This window comes from Streptomyces griseobrunneus, from assembly GCF_046713465.1.
GTDB classification, from domain to species: domain Bacteria; phylum Actinomycetota; class Actinomycetes; order Streptomycetales; family Streptomycetaceae; genus Streptomyces; species Streptomyces microflavus.
Genome location: NZ_CP177080.1, coordinates 6,787,997 through 6,808,171, shown reverse-complemented (window position 1 = coordinate 6,808,171; position 20,175 = coordinate 6,787,997). Strand labels below are relative to the sequence as shown.

18 protein-coding genes are annotated in these 20,175 nt (G+C 72.2%); 5 read left to right on the top strand and 13 right to left on the bottom strand.

Translation table 11 applies throughout. From position 1 onward, the window contains the following. Positions 1–315: 315 nt before the first annotated feature. Positions 316–1,620: a protein kinase domain-containing protein gene (locus ACK8N7_RS31035; RefSeq protein WP_500444628.1), complete on the top strand. Its 1,305-nt coding sequence runs from the start codon at positions 316–318 to the stop codon at positions 1,618–1,620. A gap of 19 nt (positions 1,621–1,639) precedes the next feature. On the opposite strand, the gene ACK8N7_RS31030 is transcribed toward ACK8N7_RS31035, so the two are convergent. The 8 genes from ACK8N7_RS31030 to ACK8N7_RS30995 all read right to left on the bottom strand — a co-directional run bounded on the left by ACK8N7_RS31030 (position 1,640) and on the right by ACK8N7_RS30995 (position 13,139). Further along, positions 1,640–2,458 (bottom strand): TrmH family RNA methyltransferase, encoded by an 819-nt coding sequence (locus ACK8N7_RS31030; protein ID WP_403212134.1) that lies wholly within the window; start codon positions 2,456–2,458, stop codon positions 1,640–1,642. A gap of 140 nt (positions 2,459–2,598) precedes the next feature. Then, positions 2,599–3,891 carry a uroporphyrinogen-III C-methyltransferase gene (cobA, locus tag ACK8N7_RS31025; protein WP_500444627.1) on the bottom strand — a complete coding sequence of 431 codons (1,293 nt, stop codon included), beginning with the start codon at positions 3,889–3,891 and terminating at the stop codon, positions 2,599–2,601. A gap of 381 nt (positions 3,892–4,272) precedes the next feature. Then, a complete protein-coding gene (gene cobT / locus ACK8N7_RS31020; protein ID WP_500444626.1) occupies positions 4,273–7,920 on the bottom strand; it encodes a nicotinate-nucleotide--dimethylbenzimidazole phosphoribosyltransferase in 3,648 nt (1,215 codons plus the stop codon). A gap of 334 nt (positions 7,921–8,254) precedes the next feature. Beyond that, positions 8,255–9,493 (bottom strand): precorrin-6y C5,15-methyltransferase (decarboxylating) subunit CbiE, encoded by a 1,239-nt coding sequence (gene cbiE, locus ACK8N7_RS31015; RefSeq protein WP_500444625.1) that lies wholly within the window; start codon positions 9,491–9,493, stop codon positions 8,255–8,257. Between the two features lie 122 nt (positions 9,494–9,615). Then, positions 9,616–10,302: a GNAT family N-acetyltransferase gene (locus ACK8N7_RS31010; protein WP_015607423.1), complete on the bottom strand. Its 687-nt coding sequence runs from the start codon at positions 10,300–10,302 to the stop codon at positions 9,616–9,618. Positions 10,303–10,422: 120 nt separating this feature from the next. Then, complete coding sequence (locus ACK8N7_RS31005; protein WP_403212126.1) at positions 10,423–11,289, bottom strand: MetQ/NlpA family ABC transporter substrate-binding protein; 867 nt, start codon at positions 11,287–11,289, stop codon at positions 10,423–10,425. 84 nt (positions 11,290–11,373) lie between these two features. Continuing rightward, the gene (locus tag ACK8N7_RS31000) at positions 11,374–12,042 is read right to left on the bottom strand and encodes a methionine ABC transporter permease (RefSeq protein WP_031123655.1); all 669 of its coding nucleotides are present in this window, start codon (positions 12,040–12,042) and stop codon (positions 11,374–11,376) included. Continuing rightward, a complete protein-coding gene (locus ACK8N7_RS30995; protein ID WP_403212124.1) occupies positions 12,039–13,139 on the bottom strand; it encodes a methionine ABC transporter ATP-binding protein in 1,101 nt (366 codons plus the stop codon). The genes ACK8N7_RS31000 and ACK8N7_RS30995 overlap by 4 nt, the downstream gene beginning before the upstream one ends. A gap of 443 nt (positions 13,140–13,582) precedes the next feature. On the opposite strand from ACK8N7_RS30995, the gene ACK8N7_RS30990 reads away from it, so the two are divergent. Genes ACK8N7_RS30990 through ACK8N7_RS30980 form a run of 3 tightly spaced genes read left to right on the top strand, consistent with a single transcriptional unit; the run spans position 13,583 to position 14,537 of the window. Further along, positions 13,583–13,720 carry a hypothetical protein gene (locus ACK8N7_RS30990; protein WP_403212122.1) on the top strand — a complete coding sequence of 46 codons (138 nt, stop codon included), beginning with the start codon at positions 13,583–13,585 and terminating at the stop codon, positions 13,718–13,720. Positions 13,721–13,732: 12 nt separating this feature from the next. Beyond that, entirely contained in the window at positions 13,733–14,092 is a 360-nt protein-coding gene (locus tag ACK8N7_RS30985; RefSeq protein ID WP_403212120.1) for a hypothetical protein, read from the top strand. Position 14,093: 1 nt separating this feature from the next. Beyond that, the gene (locus ACK8N7_RS30980) at positions 14,094–14,537 is read left to right on the top strand and encodes a hypothetical protein (RefSeq protein ID WP_403212118.1); all 444 of its coding nucleotides are present in this window, start codon (positions 14,094–14,096) and stop codon (positions 14,535–14,537) included. 43 nt (positions 14,538–14,580) lie between these two features. On the opposite strand, the gene ACK8N7_RS30975 is transcribed toward ACK8N7_RS30980, so the two are convergent. The 3 genes from ACK8N7_RS30975 to ACK8N7_RS30965 all read right to left on the bottom strand — a co-directional run bounded on the left by ACK8N7_RS30975 (position 14,581) and on the right by ACK8N7_RS30965 (position 16,991). Beyond that, a complete protein-coding gene (locus ACK8N7_RS30975) occupies positions 14,581–15,084 on the bottom strand; it encodes a GNAT family N-acetyltransferase (protein ID WP_015607429.1) in 504 nt (167 codons plus the stop codon). A 37-nt stretch (positions 15,085–15,121) separates the two neighbouring features. Beyond that, on the bottom strand, positions 15,122–15,676 hold the full coding sequence (locus ACK8N7_RS30970) for a sigma-70 family RNA polymerase sigma factor (protein ID WP_403212116.1): 555 nt from the start codon (positions 15,674–15,676) through the stop codon (positions 15,122–15,124). Between the two features lie 154 nt (positions 15,677–15,830). Next, a complete protein-coding gene (locus ACK8N7_RS30965; RefSeq protein WP_500444624.1) occupies positions 15,831–16,991 on the bottom strand; it encodes a glycerophosphodiester phosphodiesterase in 1,161 nt (386 codons plus the stop codon). 266 nt (positions 16,992–17,257) lie between these two features. Here ACK8N7_RS30965 and ACK8N7_RS30960 point away from each other — a divergent pair, with 266 nt between their 5' ends. Beyond that, positions 17,258–17,929, top strand: a complete 672-nt coding sequence (locus ACK8N7_RS30960) for a lysophospholipid acyltransferase family protein (protein ID WP_403212112.1) — start codon at positions 17,258–17,260, stop codon at positions 17,927–17,929. A 70-nt stretch (positions 17,930–17,999) separates the two neighbouring features. Here the strand turns inward: ACK8N7_RS30960 and ACK8N7_RS30955 are convergent, their stop codons facing one another. Together ACK8N7_RS30955 and ACK8N7_RS30950 are read right to left on the bottom strand one after the other, a co-directional pair. Beyond that, the gene (locus ACK8N7_RS30955) at positions 18,000–19,544 is read right to left on the bottom strand and encodes an MFS transporter (RefSeq protein WP_403212110.1); all 1,545 of its coding nucleotides are present in this window, start codon (positions 19,542–19,544) and stop codon (positions 18,000–18,002) included. After that, complete coding sequence (locus tag ACK8N7_RS30950) at positions 19,541–20,092, bottom strand: TetR/AcrR family transcriptional regulator (protein WP_403212108.1); 552 nt, start codon at positions 20,090–20,092, stop codon at positions 19,541–19,543. The genes ACK8N7_RS30955 and ACK8N7_RS30950 overlap by 4 nt, the downstream gene beginning before the upstream one ends. Positions 20,093–20,175 lie beyond the last annotated feature (83 nt).

The following is a 20,175-nucleotide window of genomic DNA, read 5'->3' as shown; positions in this document are numbered from 1 at the left end:
TCCGAAGGAGGGTGCGTTGCGCTCCGCGGCGGCCTCCTGGGGACGTCATCGTGTACGTCCGGGTGGTATCCCCGCCCTCCTCGACCTGCTCGTCCCGGCCACCATGGCTCAATCCAACGCCCTTTGTTCGAAGGCCCTTTGTCACCTCTTCCAGGCCGACGGGCCCGGAACCAGCGCTCCCTGACCGCGCTTCACGTCTCCCGCCGGGCACGGACAATCGAATCCCCGGCCAGGGCGCGGCCTCTGAGCGCACCGGGCGCGGGGTACGTAAGCTGTGCCTCGTCAGGCGGACCAGGCAGCGGGGATGGGCAGACGATGGCGATGATGCGGCTCCGGCGCGAGGACCCGCGTCTCGTCGGCTCGTTCCGGCTGCACCGACGGCTCGGCGCGGGTGGCATGGGCGTGGTCTACCTCGGCTCCGACCGGCGCGGCCAGCGGGTGGCCCTCAAGGTGATCCGGCCCGACCTGGCGGAGGACCAGGAGTTCCGCTCCCGGTTCGCGCGCGAGGTGTCCGCCGCGCGGCGGATCCGGGGCGGCTGCACGGCCCGGCTGGTCGCCGCCGACCTGGAGGCGGACCGCCCGTGGTTCGCGACGCAGTACGTCCCCGGCCCCTCCCTGCACGACAAGGTCGCCGAGGAAGGCCCCCTGGCCGCGGTGGAGGTGGCCTCGATCGGCGCGGCGCTCTCCGAAGGCCTGGTGGCGGTGCACGAGGCCGGCGTGGTCCACCGCGATCTGAAGCCGTCGAACATCCTCCTCTCCCCCAAGGGCCCCCGCATCATCGACTTCGGCATCGCCTGGGCGACCGGGGCCAGCACGCTCACCCACGTCGGTACGGCGGTGGGGTCGCCCGGCTTCCTCGCGCCCGAACAGGTCCGGGGCGCGGCGGTGACACCCGCGACGGACGTCTTCTCGCTCGGCGCGACCCTGGCGTACGCGGCGATGGCCGACTCCCCCTTCGGGCACGGCAGTTCCGAGGTGATGCTCTACCGCGTGGTGCACGAGGAGGCGCAGCTCCACGGGGTGCACGACGCGCTGGCCCCCCTGATCAGCGCATGTCTGGCCAAGGACCCGGAGGAGCGGCCCAGCACGCTCCAACTGTCCATGCGGCTCAAGGAGATCGCGGCCCGCGAGGCGCAGGGCCTGCACGAGAGCCGCCCGCCCGTCCAGCGCTCGGCCCAGGAGGCCGACCGGCCCACCGGCCGTCTCGACGGCCCGTACACCGAGCAGCACACCCGCCGCGCGGAAGGCCCTTCTTCCGCCGCCCGCCCGCAGCAGGGCCGGCGTCCCGCGCCCTCTCGTTCGGGGGCGCCGCGCACCGGTGGGTCCCGGCCGCAGCGCAGCACCACGGGTTCCGGGAAGCGGCCGGGCGCGACGAACGGCAGGCCGGGGACCCGTTCCGGGGCTCGGACGACCTCGGCGGGGCGGCGTCCGGCCAATCCGCGGCTGCTGCGCCAGCGGCTGGTGGTGTTCGTGGTGGTGACGCTGCTGGTGGCGCTGGGGATCGCGGCCGCACAGGGCTGCCAGGGGCCGGCGCGGGGGCTGGGCGGGAGCGAGCAGCCGAGCCGGGCGCCGCAGGTTCAGGAGCAGATCCACGAGCAGGTGCGGGCCGAGCCGCGCTGAGTACGGCGGCGGCCCGGGCTCAGTCTTCCGGGCGGCCCGTCGCCACCGCGTAGAAGGCGACCGCCGCCGCCGCGCCGACGTTCAGCGAGTCGACGCCGTGTGCCATCGGGATGCGGACCCACTCGTCGGCCGCCATCAGCGCCTTCGTGGAGAGCCCCTCGCCCTCCGCGCCCAGCATCAGCGCGACCCGCTCCAGCCGGTGCGGAGCCGCCTCGTCGATGCTGGTCGCCTTGGGGTCGGGGGTGAGGGCGAGGAGCCGGAAGCCGGCTTCCCGCACGGTCTCCAGCGTCTTCGGCCAGGCTTCGAGCCGGGCGTAGGGGACGGAGAAGACCGCGCCCATGGAGACCTTGACCGAGCGCCGGTAGAGCGGGTCTGCGCAGTCCGGGGAGAGCAGGACGGCGTCCATGCCGAGGGCGGCCGCGCTGCGGAAGATCGCACCGATGTTGGTGTGGTCGTTGACCGACTCCATGACCACCACCCGGCGTGCGGTGGTGAGCAGTTCGTCGGAGGTGGGCAGGGGCTTGCGCTGCATGGAGGCGAGCGCGCCGCGGTGGACGTGGTAGCCGGTGACACGTTCGGCGAGCTCGGGGGCGACGGCGTACACCGGGGCCGGGACCTCGTCGATGACGTCGCGCATGACGTCGACCCACTTGGCGGAGAGCAGCATCGAGCGCATCTCGTACCCGGCGTGCCGGGCGCGTCTGATGACCTTCTCGCCCTCGGCGATGAAGAGGCCTTCGGCGGGCTCGCGCCGTCGCCGCAGCTCGACGTCGGTCAGTCCGATGTAGTCGCTCAGACGCGGGTCGTCGGGGTCGTCGACGGTGATGAGATCTGCCACAGGGTGATACTGCCTTGTCCGGTGTGCGGTGCCAACGCCTGGGATCAGATGCGTAACCGCGGGTTACTTGGATGCTGGAGTGCTGAGGGTGGTGCGAGCGCTCAGGGTGCTGCGGGTGATGCGGGTGCTTGGGACTGCGGTCATTCCACCGGCGGGGCGTCCAGGCGCGGTGCGGCGTGCGGGCCGACCGCGACGACATCGCCGATGACGATCACGGCGGGCGGGCGCACATCCTCGGCGACCGCCCGTTCGCCCACGTCCGCGAGGGTCGCGTCGACCCGGCGCTGGGCCGCGGTGGTGCCCTCCTGGACGAGCGCTACCGGGGTGGCCGGGTCCTTGCCGTGGGCGATCAGGGCGGCGGCGATGGCACCGATCTTGTCGACGGCCATCAGCAGGACGAGGGTGCCGCGCAGCCGGGCGATGGCCTCCCAGTCGACCAGCGAGCGCGGGTCCTCGGGCGCGACATGGCCGCTGACCACGGTGAACTCGTGGGCGACGCCTCGGTGGGTGACCGGGATACCGGCCGCTCCCGGAACGGAGATGGTGCTGGAGATGCCGGGGACCACCGTGCAGGGGATGCCCTCGGCGGCCAGTGCCTGGGCCTCCTCCATGCCGCGGCCGAAGACGAACGGGTCGCCACCCTTGAGCCGGACCACGGCCTTGCCCGCCTTGGCGTGCTCGATCAGCGCCTGGTTGATCGCCTCCTGGGCCATGAACCGGCCGTACGGGATCTTCGCCGCGTCGATCACCTCGACGTGCGGCGGCAGTTCGTCCAGCAGGTCGCGGGGGCCGAGGCGGTCGGCGATGACCACGTCGGCCTCGGCGAGGAGGCGGCGGCCGCGCACCGTGATCAGGTCCGGGTCGCCGGGGCCGCCGCCGACGAGGGCGACGCCGGGGGCGCGGGTGCGGTGGTGCGGGGCGGCGAGGGTGCCGTCGCGCAGGCCCTCGACGATGGCGTCGCGGATGGCGGCGGAGTGCCGGGGGTCGCGGCCCTGGGAGGTGGTGGTGAGGACGGCGACTGTGACGTTCTCGCTGCGGCCGGTGGCCGGGGTCCAGGCGGTCGCGGCTTCGGCGTCGTCGGCCCGAACGCACCAGGTGCGGGTGCGTTCGGCCTCGGCGGAGGCGGCGTCGTTGGCGGGGGTGTCGGAGGAGGCGACCAGGGCGTACCAGGTGTCGGCGAGGTCGCCGTCCTGGTAGCGGCGGCGCTCCCAGCGGATCTCGCCCGCGTCCGCCATCGCCTCGACGGAGGCCGTCGCGGAGGGGGAGATCAGGGTGATGACGGCACCGGTGGCGATGAGCTGCGGCAGGCGGCGCTGGGCGACCTGGCCGCCGCCGATGACGACGACCCGGCGGCCGTGCAGGCGCAGTCCGACGGGGTACGCGGGGTGATCGGCGTGATCTGCGTGATCTGCGTGATCTGCGTGCTCGGCCATGGCGGTGCGGGCTCCTCGTGCGGGGTGCTGCGTAGGGCCGCTGCGGCGGTGGAGCGGCTGTGACGTGCGGAAGTGGGGGGCCTGGGTGGGGAACACGATACGGGGTGGTGGGGGGTGGGGCCTGGGGGCGGGGGGCGCCTGCGGCGGGCCTGTCCCCTCCCCGCCCCTTCCCGAAACCGGGGCTGCGCCCCGGGCCCCCCTTTTTGTCCTCAAGCGCCGGACGGGCTGAGGTTTCGGGGCTCCGCCCCGGACCCCGCTCCTCAAACGCCGGAGGGGCTGGAAAGGCGAACCCCGAAAGGGCTGGGGCGGGGGTGGGTGGGCCGGTGCGATGGGCTGGAATGGCGAACCCCGGTGCGGCTGGGCAGCCGCACCGGGGCCGGACTACTTTTCCGTCACTCCCGCCGCGTCGAACGTCGCCACCTCGTGCATCGCGCGCGCCGCGCTCTGCACGATCGGCAGCGCCAGCAGCGCGCCCGTGCCCTCGCCCAGGCGGAGGTCGAGGTCTACCAGCGGGCGCAGGCCCAGCTTGTTCAGGGCTGCCACATGGCCGGGTTCCGCGCTGCGGTGGCCGGCGATGCAGGCGGCCAAGGCCTCGGGGGCGATGGCCCGGGCGACCAGGGCCGCCGCTCCCGCGCTCACGCCGTCCAGGATCACCGGCGTACGCAGGGAGGCTCCGCCGAGGAGGAAGCCCGCCATCGCGGCGTGCTCCAGGCCGCCGACCGCCGCGAGCACGCCGATCGGGTCGGACGCGTCCGGCTGGTGGAGGTCGAGCGCACGCCGTACGACGTCGACCTTGCGGGCGTGCATCTCGTCGTTGATGCCGGTTCCCCGGCCGGTCACCTCGGAGGCGTCGCTCCCGGTGTAGACGCAGATCAGCGCGGCCGACGCGGTGGTGTTGGCGATGCCCATCTCACCGGTGAGCAGCGCCTTGTTGCCCGCCGCCACCAGGTCGCGGGCGGTCTCGATGCCGACCTCGATCGCGGCCAGGACCTCTTCCCGGGTGAGGGCGGGGCCAGTGGTGAAGTCTGCCGTGCCCTTGCGCACCTTGCGGGGCAGCAGCCCAGGGGTGGCGGGCAGGTCCGAGGCGACACCGACGTCGACGACGCAGACCTCGGCTCCGACCTGCGCGGCGAACGCGTTGCAGACGGCTCCGCCGCCGAGGAAGTTCGCCACCATCTGGGCGGTGACCTCCTGCGGCCACGCGGTGACGCCCTGGGCGTGCACCCCGTGGTCACCGGCGAAGATCGCGACGGCCGCGGGCTCCGGGATAGGCGGCGGGCACATCCGGGAGAGCCCGGACAGTTGCGCCGAGATGATCTCCAGCATGCCGAGCGCACCGGCCGGCTTGGTCATCCGCTTCTGCCGCTCCCACGCCTCCCCGAGCGCCTTCGCGTCCAGCGGGCGGATGGCGGAGATCGTCTCCTGGAGCAGGTCGTGCGGCTCCTCTCCGGGCAGCGCGCGCCGGCCGTACGTCTCCTCGTGGACGACCCAGGAGAGCGGGCGGCGCTTGGACCAGCCCGCCTGCAGCAGCTCGGGCTCCTCGGGGAACTCGTCGACGTAACCGACGCAGAGGTACGCGACGACTTCGAGGTGCTCGGGCAGTCCGAGCGCGCGGACCATCTCCCGCTCGTCGAAGAAGCTGACCCAGCCGACACCGAGGCCCTCGGCACGGGCCGCCAGCCACAGGTTCTCCACGGCGAGCGCCGAGGAGTAGGGGGCCATCTGCGGCTGCGTGTGGCGGCCGAGGGTGTGACGGCCGCCCCGGGTGGGGTCGGCGGTGACGACGATGTTGACCGGGGTGTCGAGGATCGCCTCGATCTTCAGTTCCTTGAACTGCTTCGCCCGGCCCTTGGGGAGCGACTTGGCGTAGGCCTCCCGCTGGCGCTGGGCCAGTTCGTGCATGGAACGGCGCGTCTCGGCGGACCGGATGACGACGAAGTCCCAGGGCTGCGAGTGCCCGACGCTCGGCGCGGTGTGCGCGGCCTCCAGCACCCGGAGCAGGACCTCGTGCGGAATCGGGTCGCTGCGGAAGCCGTTGCGGATGTCCCGGCGCTCGCGCATGACCCGGAGCACCGCCTCGCGCTCGGCATCGTCGTAGCCGGGCGCGGGCGGGGTGAACGGCTCCTCGGGTGCCGTCTCCGCTGCCTGCTGCTCGACCGGCGCGTCCACTCCCGGGGTCTCGATGACCTCGGGTCCGGTGCCGTCCTCGGCGTCGGCCTCGGCAGCGGGTTCGGGGTCGGCGGCGAGCTGTACGGGCTCCGGCTCCGCGGGCTCGGCCGCCGCTGCCGGTTCGGGCTGGGGGGCGGGCTCGGACTCCGCTTCGGCGGGCAGAGCGGTTGCCGCGGCGGGCTCGGGGCGGACCTGCTCGGGGGCCTCCGCCAACTCCGTAGTTTCGGCGGGCGCAGGGGCCGGGGCCATGGCCGGTTCAACGGCCTCGACCGGCTTTACGGGAGCCGAGGGCTCCGGTACTGAAGCCTCCACAGGGACGGGCTGCCCCTCGGACGACTCTGCCGGAAGGACATCGGCGGGCGCGTCCGGCACCTCGGCGAACGCCTCGGCCGGCTGCTCCACCGGGACCTCGTCCACTTGCGCGGCCGGCTGCTCCACCGGGGCCTCGGCCCCCTGTGCGGCCGGTTCCTCGTCCGGAACCTGGGCCGTCGCTTCCGCCGGGGCCTCCGGCTCCGTGGCAGCGACCGGCTCGGGAACGACCGTTTCTGCCGGGGCCGCCTGCTGCACCGGCTCGGGCTGCGGAACGACCTGCTCGGGCTCGACCGCCGCTTCGGGCTGGGCCGGCTGTTCCACGGGGACCGGAACGACCGTCTCGGCCTGGACCGGCTGTTCCGGTACGGCTGGATGAGCGATCTGCTCGGGCTGGACCGGCTCCGGCTGGACCGGCTCGGCCGGAGCCTCCACCGCCGCCTCGGCCTCCACCACCTGCTGCACGACCTGTTCGGGCTGCGCGACCTGCTCGGGCTGGGGCGCAGGCTCCGGTGCCACCGGCGGCTCGGCCTCGGCCGCCACCTCCGGCGCAACGTCCTCGGGCTGGACCGCCGCTTCGGGCGCCGCACCCTGCTCGGCCTCGGCCACCACCTCGGCCACCCCGGCCGCCGGCACCACCTCGGGCTGGACCTCAGCCTCAGGCTCGACGACGGGCTCGGCCACCGCTTCCGTCTGCGCCGCCTGCATCGGCTCGGGAGCCGTCACTTCCGGCTCGGGCTGCGGCGGCGGGCCCCACGGGGCCGCGCCCTGCGGCGGGATCTCGCCCAGCTGCGGGCCCGGCAGCACCGGGGCCTCGTCGGCCGGGGCGTCGAAGTACTCGGGGCCGGTCGCCGGCGGGCTCGCGTGGCGGGCGGGGGGTGCGGTCCTCACCGCTCCGGCGGGGCCTCGGTCGGCCAGCGAGCGGACCACTCCGCCGCCCTGCGTACCGCCGCCGTACGACGGGGCCTCGGCCGAAGCCGGGCCCCGGTGCAGGGGGCGGCGGGCCGCCGCACGGGCGCCGACCGGGGTGGGCGTCTGCACGGGGGCAGGGATCCGTACAGCATTCAGGTCGACGGAGCCGGAGTCGCGGCCTCCGGACTCATGGGTGCCGTGTGCTCCGGCGGGGATCCGGGCCTCCTGGCCCTGGGCGGGAACCTGCGGCTCCATCGCGTACTGCTGCTGCGGCTGCTGGGCCTGGAACTGCTGTGCGGCCTGCTCAGGGGCGGGGGACGCGGCGGGAGCCGGTGCGGTGTCCTGCGCGTCCGGGGCGGCGGCCTGGGGAGCCGGAGCGGCAACCGTCTGAGGAGCGGGGGTGGAGGCAGCCTGAGCGGCGGGGGCGGAGACGGCCTGGGAGGTCGTCTGGGCCTGGGCCGTCTGCGGGTCGCTCCACGCGCCCTGAGAGGTCGGCATCAGCAGAAGGTCGTCGTCCTCGGGTGCGTGCTCGGAGGGGTCGAGGAAGGTGTACGCGTCCGGGGCGGGGATGCCCGGCTGCTCCACCATGCCTGCGTTCTCCGGCAGTCCCTCGCCCGGGATCTGGCCGGTGTCAGTCATGCGTACCCCTCGCCCATCGTCAGTGCTCCTTCGGCCCATCGCCCGGGACGCCGAACCACGGCACGCCGGTGCTCGTCATCAAGAACGAGCGGGCTCGCCGCGCGGCACGAAACGCCCGCGGACCTCTTCTTATTCTCGCGGCCGTTCGCCGCCGCGGCAGGCAGTTCCGCCACGGCTCGCTGTGGACTGCGCCACGTCGCGCGTCCCCCGGTTGGTGCTGTACCACAGAGCGGAACAAAACAGTCCACTTTTCCGGACATTGACGAACGAAGCGACGAACGTCCGGGCGCGGTACAACAATCGGCCAGCCTACCTCCCGTACCGGACCGAAAGGTCAGGGGGCGAGGTCCGAACGCCGTGCGGAGAGAAGGAACACGACGGACCGTTCGCGCTCGGTCCACACCTCGGTGTCCAGGTCGACGGACTGGAGCAGCGAGCACTCGAGGGTGTAGCCGTTGCCGGTGAGTGCCGCGCCGAGCGCCTCGGCCTCGTCCCGGTTGGAGGCGTGCGTGACGATGCGTTCCGGGCGCCGGTCCATGACCGCCCGGACCACCGGGACGCCGCCGCCCCCGACCCGTACGATATCGGGTTCGGGCAGCCGCTCCAGGACCTGCGGGGCCCGGGCGCAGATGATCTGGAGGGGTACGCCGAAGGCGCGGGCGGCGGCGTCCGTACGGGAGCAGGCTCCCGGGTCGGCGTCCACCGCGATGACCGCCGCGCCGAAGCGGGCCGCCTCGACGGCCAGCGCGCCGCTGCCGGAGCCGATGTCCCAGACCAGGTCGCCGGTGCGGGGGCCGAGGCGGGCGAGCTGGGCGGCGCGCAGATTCGGGGACTCCCCCTCGCCGGACTCCCGCATGCGTTCCGCTCCGGCCTCCCGGTAGGCCTCGGCGGGCAGGGCCCAGCCCCGGATGCCCTGGGGGTAGGCGGGCTGGCGGCCGGCGATCCAGGCACCGGTGGCGGTGGTCTCGGGGCCGCCGCCGATGACGATCACGACGTTGGGGTCGCGCCAGGTGTGGTCGGCGGCCTTGTCGGAGGTGAGGACGGTGACGCGTTCGCGGTCGGTGCCGAGCTCCTCGCAGATCACGAAGGTGCGGTGGACGCCTTCGAGGAGGAGGGCCAGTTCGGCGGGGCCCGCGCCCGGCGAGGTGAGGACGGCGACCTTGTGGTGCGCCCGGCAGACGTTGACGGCCCGGCGCAGGGTGCGCGGGTGGGCGACGACGACCTGGGCGTCGTCCCAGGGCATTCCGGCCCGGGCGAAGGCGGTGGCCACGGCGGAGACGGCGGGGACGACTTCGACTTCGAGGCCGTGTTCGGGGGCGCGCAGGGTGCGGACGACGCCGAAGAAGCCGGGGTCGCCGTCGGCGAGGACGACTGCGCTGCCGCGGTGGCCGGCGATGCGGCGGGCGGCCAGGTCGACGCTGCCGAGCCGGATGCGCTCGGCGCTCGTGGGCACTTCGGGCAGGGCGAGGTGGTGTGCGGCGCCCGCGACGAGCGTGGCGGCCGAGAGCGCGGCCGTGGCCGCTCTGGTCAGTGGCGAGCCGTCCCAGCCGATCACCGTGACCCGGTCGGCCATCGTCGTCTGTCTCCTGGGGTGTCGGAGGGAGCGGGGCTTCGGTCCGCGCGGTGGCGGGCAGGGGTGAGAGTACCTGGTCCGGACCGGGGCCCGGCCGGGGGCCCGGTACCGGGGGTCCGGGACTACTTCCAGTCGTTGTAGGTGCCGTAGCCGCCGGCGTCGGCCAGCTCCTCGGCGACGCCTTCGAGGTCCTCGGGGAGGAGTCCCCAGACGATGAGGTCGGTGCGGATGTCGGTCCAGCCGCCGTCGGTGCCGTTCTCGGTGCGGGTCCGGGCGATCCGGGCGTTGCGCAGGACGCCCTCGCTGATGCAGCCGAGCTTCTGCGCGACCTGCTGGGAGGCGGTGTTGTCGGCGGGGGTGCGCAGCTCGATGCGTTCGAAGCCCTGGTCGCGGAAGAGCCATTCGGCGACCGCCAGCACGGATTCGGTGGCGTACCCCTCGCCGCGGGCCCAGGGGGCGGTGATGTAGCGGACCTCAGTGGCCAGGGTGCGCCAGTCGGTGTTGATGAGCTGGACGCTGCCGACGAGCCGCTGGGTGAGGAACTCGGTGACGGCGAGGGCGATGCCGTGGCCCGAGGTACGTTCCCCGGGGGCGATTCTGCGGACCCAGCGTTCGGCGTCGACCTGGGTGTACGGGTGCGGTCCGTCGGTCCAGGCGGTGACCATCTCGTCGTTCATCATCTCGATGTACGCGGGGATGTCGGCCATGTCGAAGGGGCGCATCACCAACCTGTCCGTGCTGATGGAGATGGACGGAAAGGTGGTAGTCATGCGCAGCTCCATGCAGAAGACCGGGTAAAAGCACAGCATGCAGCATCGCATCCGCGTTGTGCATGGGCGGGTCCGCACGACGGAGCCCCGCGCCTTCCCGGCGGAAGGGGCGGGGCTCCGTCGGTCAAGTGCCTGATGGAGGTCAGGACTTGGCGGGGGTCAGGAGGTGGCGGGGGCGCCGAAGGCCGGGACGATCGAGCCCTTGTAGGTGTCCTCGATGAACTTCTTGACCTCGTCGGAGTTGAGGAGCTCGGCGAGCTTCTCGACGCGCGGGTCCTTCTCGTTGCCGGCCTTCACCGCCAGGAAGTTGGCGTACGGGTTGCCCTCGGCCTTCTCCAGGGCGAGGGAGTCCTGGGCCGGGGAGAGCTTGGCCTCGATGGCGTAGTTGCCGTTGATGACGGCGGCGTCCACGTCGTTCAGGGCGCGGGGCACGGTGGCGGCCTCCAGCTCCTTGAACTCCAGGCCCTTCTTGTCGGTGATGTCGCTCAGCTTGGCGGTGGTGCCGACGCCGTCCTTGAGCGTGATGAGGCCGTTCTCGGCGAGCAGCTGGAGGGCGCGGCCGCCGTTGGTGGTGTCGTTGGGGACGGCTATGGTCTGGCCGGCCTTGATGTCCTTGAGGTCCTTGATCTTCTTGGAGTAGAGACCCAGGGGCTCCAGGTGCACGTTCACGACCGGGACGATGGTGGTGTTGTTCTTCTCGTTGAAGTCGTCCAGGTAGGGCTTGTGCTGGAAGAAGTTGGCGTCGACCTGGCCGGACTGGGTGGCGGTGTTCGGCAGGACGTAGTCCGTGAACTCCTTGACCTCCAGCTTGAGGCCCTCCTTCTCCGCCAGGTTCTTCTTGACGAAGTTCAGGATGTCGGCGTGCGGCGTCGGGGACGCGGCGACGACCAGGGCCTTGGAGGTGTCGGCCTTCGCGCCGGTCTCGCTCTTGGCGGCCGGGTCGGAGTCCGTACCGCAGGCGCTCAGGCCGAGGGCGAGGGCGGCGGCGGAAGCGACAGCTGCGGTGATCTTGATGTTCTTGCGCACGAAAAGTGCCTCTTTCTTGTGGTGGTGCGCCCGGACAAGGAGTTCGGGCTCGGTGGGGACGGGAAAGTTCAGGGGGCCGATGGCCTAGGCGGTGCGGCCGCGGCGGGCCAGCAGCCGGACGGCGAGGTCGCCGATCAGCTGGATCACGCTGACGAGGACGACCAGGAGCGCGACGGTGATCAGCATGAACTGGTTGTCGAAGCGCTGGAATCCGTAGGTGACGGCCTTGGAGCCGAGCCCTTCGCCGCCGACCGCACCGGCCATCGCGGAGTAGCCGATGAGGACGATGAGGGTGGTGGTGACGCCCGAGACGAGCGAGGGCAGGGCCTGCGGCAGGAGCACTTTGCGGACGATGGTGGGGATGGACCCGCCCATCGACTGGACCGCTTCGACGAGCCCGTGGTCGACCTCCCGGATCGCGGTCTCGACGAGCCGGGCGAAGAACGGGATGGCGCCGACGGCGAGCGGGACGATCATCGCGGTGGGGCCGATGAAGGTACCGACGACCCAGGTGGTGAAGGGGATCAGGGCGATCAGCAGGATGATGAACGGCAGCGAGCGGCCGATGTTCACGATCACGCCGATGACCTTGTTCACCGCGGTGTTCTGGAGCAGTCCGCCCTTGTCGGTGAGGACCAGCAGGACACCGAGCGGCAGTCCGCCGACGACGGTGACCAGCGCCGACCACAGCACCATGTAGAGGGTGTCGAAGGTGCCCTGGGTCAGCAGGGGCTGCATTTCGGACCAGGTCACTTGACGGCCTCCTTGGTGATCGCGGCGGGCGTCTGCTCCGGCACAGCGGTTGCGGCGGGCGCGGCGGACTCGGCGGGGGTCTTCGGGCCGGTCTCGTCCTCGACGACCTCGGCCTGGAGGCCCTGCTCGCGCAGGAAGCCGATGGGGACGACGTTCTCCTCGAACCGGCCCGGCAGCTCGATGCGCATCCGGCCGATCTGCTTGCCGCCGACGGTGTCCATCGCGGCGCCGAGGATCGAGATGTCGATGTTGTACGTCCGCGAGAGCTGGGAGATCACCGGCTGGGTGGCGGCCTCCCCGTGGAAGGTGACGTCCACGACGGTGCGGTCGGGTCCGGAGGCGGTCCCGCCGACCGGGAACAGCTCGCTCGCCAGCTCGGAGCCGGGGGTGGCGAGCAGTCCGCCGACGGTGCCGGACTCCACGATCCGGCCGCGCTGCATGAGGGCGGCGGAGTCGCAGACCGTCTTGACGACGTCCATCTCGTGGGTGATCAGCAGGATGGTCAGGCCGAGCTGCTGGTTGAGGTCGCGCAGCAGCTGGAGGATGGAGCGGGTGGTCTCGGGGTCGAGGGCGGAGGTCGCCTCGTCCGAGAGCAGCACCTTGGGGTCGCCGGCCAGGGCGCGGGCGATGCCGACGCGCTGCTTCTGGCCGCCGGAGAGCTGCTTGGGATAGGCCTTCGCCTTTTCGGCGAGGCCGACCAGGTCGAGGAGTTCCCTGGCCTTGCGGGTGCGTTCCTGGCCGGAGACTCCGAGGATCTCCAGCGGGAGCTCCACGTTGTCCAGGACGGTGCGTGAGTCCAGCAGGTTGAAGTGCTGGAAGACCATGCCGATCCGGGTGCGGGCCGCGCGCAGCTCCGCGCTCGCCCGCCGGCCACGTCCGGCGAGGGCGGTGAGGTCCTGGCCGGCCACGGTCACCGTGCCGGAGGTGGGGCGCTCCAGCAGGTTGACGCAGCGGATCAGGGAGGACTTCCCGGCGCCGCTCTGTCCGATGACGCCGTATATCTCGCCCTCGCGGACGTGGAGGTCGACTCCGTCGAGTGCGGTGACCTCACGGTCGCGCGACTGATAGACCTTCGTGAGGCCCGTAGTGGTGATCACAGGGGTTTCCGTCACTGTCGAGTGCGCGGCGCGGGTGTCCGCCGGGCACGGGGCAAACGTCTGAAGAGACTGGTTCGGGCTGGTCGGCCGGTTTACGTCTCAGCACGGCTGTGTACGGCGGTCGGCCGGGGAACAGCGCATGCTCGGGCGGCTCGTTCCACAGGGGGCGAACGGCGCAGGCTCGGTCTCGCTTCGGGGCACGAGACTCAGGCGGGGGCCCTCAGAAGGCGCGCATTCGACACATACAACGAGCACCGGGCGTACTGATCGCCTCGGTCGCAAGGGTGCGGCTGCTCGTCGTGGTCATGGGCCAAGTAAAACAGACGTCCACCTCGGCGCGAACCCGGCTGTCCGAATACCGGACAGCCGTGGATGGTCGGTCGCCCCGTTCCGGACCGCCCCGCCGACGTACGGCCGCAAGGCTCTGACCTGCACCGATCGGTATGTACGAGAGGGTCGTGGGGCCCTGGGGGCAGCCGTCGGCGGGTCCGGGCCGGGTCGTCGTTGTGGTCAAGGCCACGATCGCCGCCGCCGGGCCGGGGCTGGGCGGGGCCGCACGCGGGCGGGTGGTCCGGCCGTAATACCCTCGCTACATGCTTGACGCCCTGACGGTCGCGGTCGCCGTGACCGCGCTCGCCCTCGCCGCCTGGTGCGGACACGCCGCCTACAAGGACCAGCCGACGAAGGACTGGCACTTCATCGGGATGGCCGTCGTGACCGTCCTGGCCCTGGCCCAGTTGGTGGTGGGCGTCGTCCAGCTGGCGCGTGGGGAGCGGCCGGAGCAGGGGATGGCGGTGTTCATCGCCTATCTGATCGGCTCGTTCGCGGCCGTACCGGCGGCCGGTGTCCTGTCGCTGTCCGAGCGGACCCGCTGGGGCTCGGTGACGGTGGCGGCGGGCGCTCTCGTGCTGGCGGTCCTCGAAGTACGGCTCTACGACATCTGGGGTAACTGACGTGAGTGACACCGACCGGCGCCCGGACCAGTCCCTCGCCACCCCTGCGAAGCCGTCCTTCGAGCTGGGCACAGGACCGGGCCGGGTGCTCGTCTGGTTCTACGGGGTGTTCACGGTCGCGGCGGCCTCGCGCTCGGTCGTCGAGGTGATCCGGGGCTTCGACCGGGCTCCGCTGGCCTACTCGCTCTCGGCCGTCGCCGCCGTGGTCTACGGCTTCATCACGTACTCGCTGGTGCGCGGCGGCGAGAAGGCCCGCCGGGCGGCGCTGGTGTGCTGCGCCGCCGAGCTGCTGGGCGTCCTGGTCGTCGGCGCCTGGACGCTGGCCGAGCCGGCCGCGTTCCCCGACTCCACCGTCTGGTCGGACTTCGGGATGGGATACCTCTTCATCCCGGTGATCCTGCCGGTCACCGGGATGATCTGGCTGCGGCGCGCCAAGAGAGTCTGACGCGGAACCCGGGGCAGGCGCCGGCCCGTCAGGCGTCGACCTTTCAGGCGCTGGCCACGAACTCCTGGGCCGCCGCTTCCTTCTCCAGCAGGATGAGCCGGACGCCGTCCGTGCCCGTGGCGTCTCCGACCTGGGCGTAGCCGGCCCGCCGGTAGAGCCGGAGGTTGCTCTCGCTGCGGTGTCCGGTGTGCAGCCGGAAGCGGGTGGCCGCGCGGTCGGCCGCCAGGGCAGCCTCCGCCGCGTTCAGCAGCCGGGTGCCGAGCCCGTGGCCCTGGAGCCGGGGGTGCACGCAGAGCTTGCCGATCTGTCCCGTACCGTCCGGGTCGGTGAATCCGCGTACCGAGCCCACGACTTCGTCGCCGAGGCGGGCCACGAACACCAGGTCGTCGGCGACTTCGCCGCGTACCGCGTCGAGGGTCTGGACGAGCGGGTCGATCCGGTAGTTGTCGTACAGCTCTGCCTCGCGCTGGAAGCAGAGGTACTGGAGCCGGAAGATCTGCTCCACGTCCTGTGCCGTCGCCGCCGAGATGATCACGCTCATGCCCATGTGTGCACGCCTCCCGCTCACCTGTCCGCCCGGTTGCCTACCGCCCTCTTCCCCGCAGTTCAGGGGCGACAACCTCCGCCGCCAGCATTCTGCGCAGACATCCAAGGCAACGGGAACGGATCGGACCCAAACTCCCCTGTGACATACCCAACTCCCCTGCGATTTCTCGGTAGGTCGGGTCGGTGGGCGCCAGCATCGCATTCAGTAGCCGGGCGCAGCGTTCGGGCAGCCGGGCCACCGCGGCGCGCAGCGCCCGGCGTTCGGCGGCGGCGAGGGCGGCCCGTTCCGGGCTGCCGGCGGGAGGAGCGGCGGGTTCCGTTCCGGCGTACGGGCGTTCCCGCCGGACCGTGCGGCGTCCTCTGCGGGCCTCCGCGCGTACGGTGTCGCGCACCCAGCGGGCCGGGTCTCGGGGCGGTCCGGCCGCGGCGGGGCGTTCCAGCAGCCGCAGCCATACGGTCTGTTCGAGGTCGGCGGGGTCGAGCCCTGCGGCGGGTGCCTCGGCCCTCGCCTCCGCGCGCACCAGGGGTTGTAAGGCGCGGACGGTGAGCGCGGTGCGGGTGGCCCGGTCGGGTTCATGATCGAGAAGCGTCATGACCCAGCAAACGTGGTGGTGGAGCGGCCGGTTGCCCCGCGCGCCCGGCACCACCCGACCGGGGCATGTAAGGGCCTGGCGGCTGACGCGCGTACGGGCCCGGTGGCTGACGCCGCGTAGACGCGGGAGCCACCGGACCCGTACGACTGTGAGGTCAGCGTCCCTCGAAGTCCGCCGCGGCGAGCAGGGCGGTGTCCGGGTGGTCGGCGAAGATGCCGTCGATCCCGGTGGCGAAGTATGCGGCGGCGGCGCCGAAGACGTCACCGTAGGCGTTGGGGTCGGTTCCGCGCCGGAAGTCGGCGGGCAGGAAGCTGTTCTCGTTGCGCAGCGTGTACGGGTGCAGGAGCAGGCCTCGGGCGTGCGCGTCCTTCACCAGCGTGGTCGGCGTGGTGAGCCGGCCCGCCGCGTCCTTGGGAATGACCAGGTCCAGGGTGGGGCCGATGCCCTGGGCGAACGAGGCGATCCACTTCAGCCCGGCGGGCTTCACGAGGTCGGCCACCGTGCGCGGGTCGCCGGACTCCACGAAGTCCCAGGGGCGGGTCGTCGGGCCGGAGAGCAGCACGATGCGCGGGGTTGCCACCAGCCGGGCCAGGCGCTGGACCGAGGTCGGCTCGAAGGACTGCAGGATGAGCGGGGAGTTCTTGCGGTCCCGGCCGTAGCGGCGCAGCAGCCGGGCGAGGGGCTCCTCCAGGCCGAGGCCCAGGCTCCGGAAGTAGGTGGGGTGCTTGGTCTCCACGTACAGCCAGACGGGCTTTCCGCGCTTGCGGCCCTCCTTGTCGGCCCAGCGCAGGACCTCCTCGAAGGTGGGTATCGTCCAGCGGCCGTCGTAGAGGGTGTTGTCGGGGCGGTTGCCGGGGATGCGCTCCTTGGCCCTCAGGGTCTTGAGCTCGGCGAGGGTGAAGTCCTCGGTGAACCAGCCGGTGTAGGAGACGCCGTCGATCTTCTTCGTGGCCTTGCGGCCGGCGAACTCGGGGTGGTCGGCGACGTCCGTGGTGGCGGTGATGTCGTTCTCGTGCCGGCAGACGAGGTGGCCGTCCTTGGTGGGCACGAGGTCCTGCTCGACGATGTGCGCGCCCAGGTCCAGCGCCAGCTGGTAGGAGCCGAGGGTGTGCTCGGGGCGGTAGCCGCTGGCCCCCCGGTGGCCGATCACCGTCGGCACCGGGAGGTCCCGCAGCGAGCCGCTGCCGCCGCTGTGACCGCCGCGTCCCCGCTCGGCGGCGTGTGCCGTGCCGGTGAGCCCCAGAGCCGCCGTGGAGAGGACGGCGGCGCCCAGAAGGGCCCGCCGGCCGGGACTGCCGGTCACACGCTCCGTCATGAATGCTCCTCGTTCGGTGCTGTCCTGACCCTGTGGTGCGGGGCCCGATCGTAGGCAGGCGGGCGGGTCCGCGGGGCGGATCGGGGGCGAACACGGCGGAAACACACGTCAACATCGCGTATCCACTCCGTGAACCCGATGTGCGATCAGTGCATACCCGCGAGTATCGTCCTCACCTGCACAGTCCAACACTTCGCACCGACGGACACCACCCCGCCCCACCTCACCCGACCCCGGCCGGCCCGGCCACGACACCGGAGGAACCGTTGTCCCGTCTCACGGTCATCAAGGCAGTGCTCGGACCGATTCTGCGCCTGATGTTCCGCCCACAGGTGGAAGGCGCGGAGAACATTCCCGGGTCCGGGCCGGTGATCCTCGCGGGCAACCACCTCACCTTCATCGACTCGATGATCATGCCGATCTGCTGCGACCGTCCGGTGTTCTACATCGGCAAGGACGAGTACGTGACCGGCAAGGGGCTCAAGGGCCGCCTGATGGCCTGGTTCTTCACCGGATGCGGCATGATCCCGGTGGACCGGGACGGCGGCCGGGGCGGGGTCGCGGCGCTGATGACCGGGCGCCGGGTGCTGGAGGAGGGCCAGGCCTTCGCGATCTACCCGGAGGGCACCCGCTCCCCCGACGGCCGGCTCTACCGGGGCCGTACGGGGATCGCGCGGCTGACGCTGATGACGGGCGCCCCGGTGGTCCCGTTCGCCATGATCGGCACCGACAAGCTCCAGCCGGGCGGCTCCGGGCTGCCCCGACCGGGCAAGGTCACGGTGCGCTTCGGCGAGCCGATGGAGTTCTCCCGCTACGAGGGCATGGACCGCGACCGCTATGTGCTGCGGGCGGTGACCGACTCGGTGATGTCCGAGGTGATGCGGCTCTCCGGCCAGGAGTACGTGGACATGTACGCGACGAAGGCCAAGGCCGCCTGATCTCGTAGAGCCTTTACGTGGAAGGGCCCGCACCCCGAGAACGGGGTGCGGGCCCTTCCACGTGCATGACCTACGGGTGCTCGATGCCGTCCTCCAGCTTCTGGCCCCGCAGCAGGAACCAGGCGGCGACGGCCGCCGCGAGGAGCACCGCCGAACCGACGCCCGCGGCGGACCGCATACCGTCGACGAACGCCTCCTGGGCCGCCGAGACCAGCGGACCCGCCTGGGCGGCGGGCAGCGCGGTGGCCGCTTCGACGGCCCCGCCGAGCGACTCGTGGGCCGCCGATTCGACGTCCTGGGGGATACCGGCGGGGGTCGGGAAGCCCCGGTAGATGCCGGTGACGATGGAGCCGAGCAGGGCGATGCCGAGGGCCGCGCCGAGCTCGTACGCCGTCTCCGAGACGGCCGACGCGGAACCGGCCTGCTCCTTGGGGACGCTGGAGAGGATGACGTCGGCGGTGACGGTGAAGGAGAACCCGGCGCCGACGCCGACGACCAGCAGCATGGAGCCGAGCAGCGGGTAGCCGGTGTGCTGGTCGAGCAGGGTCACCGTGCCCAGCGCGAGACCGACCGCGCCGAGCCCGCCCGCCACGACCGAGCGCACCGAGAATCGGCGGGCGGCGAACCCGGCCAGCAGGCCGGCGGCCACCGCGCCGATGGCGGCGGGCAGTTCCGCGAGTCCGGCCTCCAGTGGTCCGCGGCCCTGCACCAGTTGGAGGAACTGGGAGAGGAAGAAGACCAGGCCGGACAGTCCGAGGATGGTCAGCAGGTCGGCGAGGACCGCACCGGAGAAGCCCCGGTGGTGGAAGAGCCGGATGTCGAGCAGCGGGGCGGGCAGCCTCAGTTGCCTGCGGACGAACCAGGTGAGCGAACCGGCGCCGACCAGCGCCGCGACGCCGGGTCCCAAGCCCACGCCGTGCGAGGCCGTCTCCTTGATGGCGTACACGACGCCGATCATGCCGACCAGGGAGAGGCCGACGCTGGGCATGTCCCACGGGCCGGGCGCCGGGTTCTTGGACTCCGGGATCAGCTTGATGCCGACGACGACGAGCACGGCCATCACGGGCAGGTTGATCAGGAAGACCGAACCCCACCAGAAGTGTTCGAGCAGGAATCCGCCGACGACCGGGCCGACGGCCGCGCCCGCCGAGGCGGCCGCGCCCCAGATGCCGATGGCGAGGCTGCGCTCGCGCGGGTCGTGGAAGAGGTTGCGGATCAGGGCGAGGGTGGAGGGCATCAGGGTGGCGCCCGCGACACCGAGGAGCGCCCGGGCCACGATCATCATCTCGGGCGTGGTCGCGTACGCGTTGAGCACGGAGACCGCGCCGAACGCCACGGCACCGACCAGCAGCAGCTTCTTGCGGCCGATGCGGTCGCCGAGGGAGCCCATCGAGACGAGCAGACCGGCGATGACGAAGGAGTAGACGTCACCGATCCAGAGGAGCTGGTTGCCGGTGGGGGCGAGATCCTCGCTGAGGAACGGGGTGGCGAGGCCCAGGACGGTGGCGTCGACGGCCACCAGCAGCACGGCGAGGACGAGCACGGCGAGCGCGATCCACCGTCCTGGGCGGCGCACGTCGTCCGTGGTCTTCGGGTGCTGGTCGATGCTGGTCACTGCTCCACGCTCCGGCGGGCTCCGCCGAGCAGCAGCTCGACGATCATGTACTGGAAGTCCTGTGTGGCGACCCGTCCCACCTGCACGGCCCAGGCCCCGGTGCCGATGAGGCCGTAGAGGGCCTCGGTCAGCCAGGCGGGGGTGAGGTCGATGCGGAATTCGCCGCGTTCCTGGCCGCGGCGGAAGAAGGCGGAGACCCGGGCGTCGGCCCGGTTCCAGCCCTCGTTGACCTGGTCGCCCTCGAAGAGCTGGTTCTCGGTGACGAGGAACGAGAGCAGACCGGCGCTGGGCTCGACGGCCGCGATGAGGCGGCGCAGCCCCTCCTCGGAGGTGCCTTCGTCGAGCCGGGCGGCGTCCAGGGCCGCCTCGAACTCCTGGATACCGAGATCCTCCAGCGCCTTCACCAGCGCGTCGCGTCCGGCGAAGTGGCGGTGGAGGGTGGCGCGCCCGATACCTGCCGCTTTGGCGACCTCGTCCATGGTGGCGGTCGATTTGCGGGTCAGCAGGGCGGCGGCGCTGCGCAGCACCTGCTCACGGTCGAGAGTCATGAGACGACCATAACCCATGTGAGACATGACTGTCTCATCAGGGGGTGCGGGTATGCCTATGCGGTACGTGAGCCGAGCTGTGC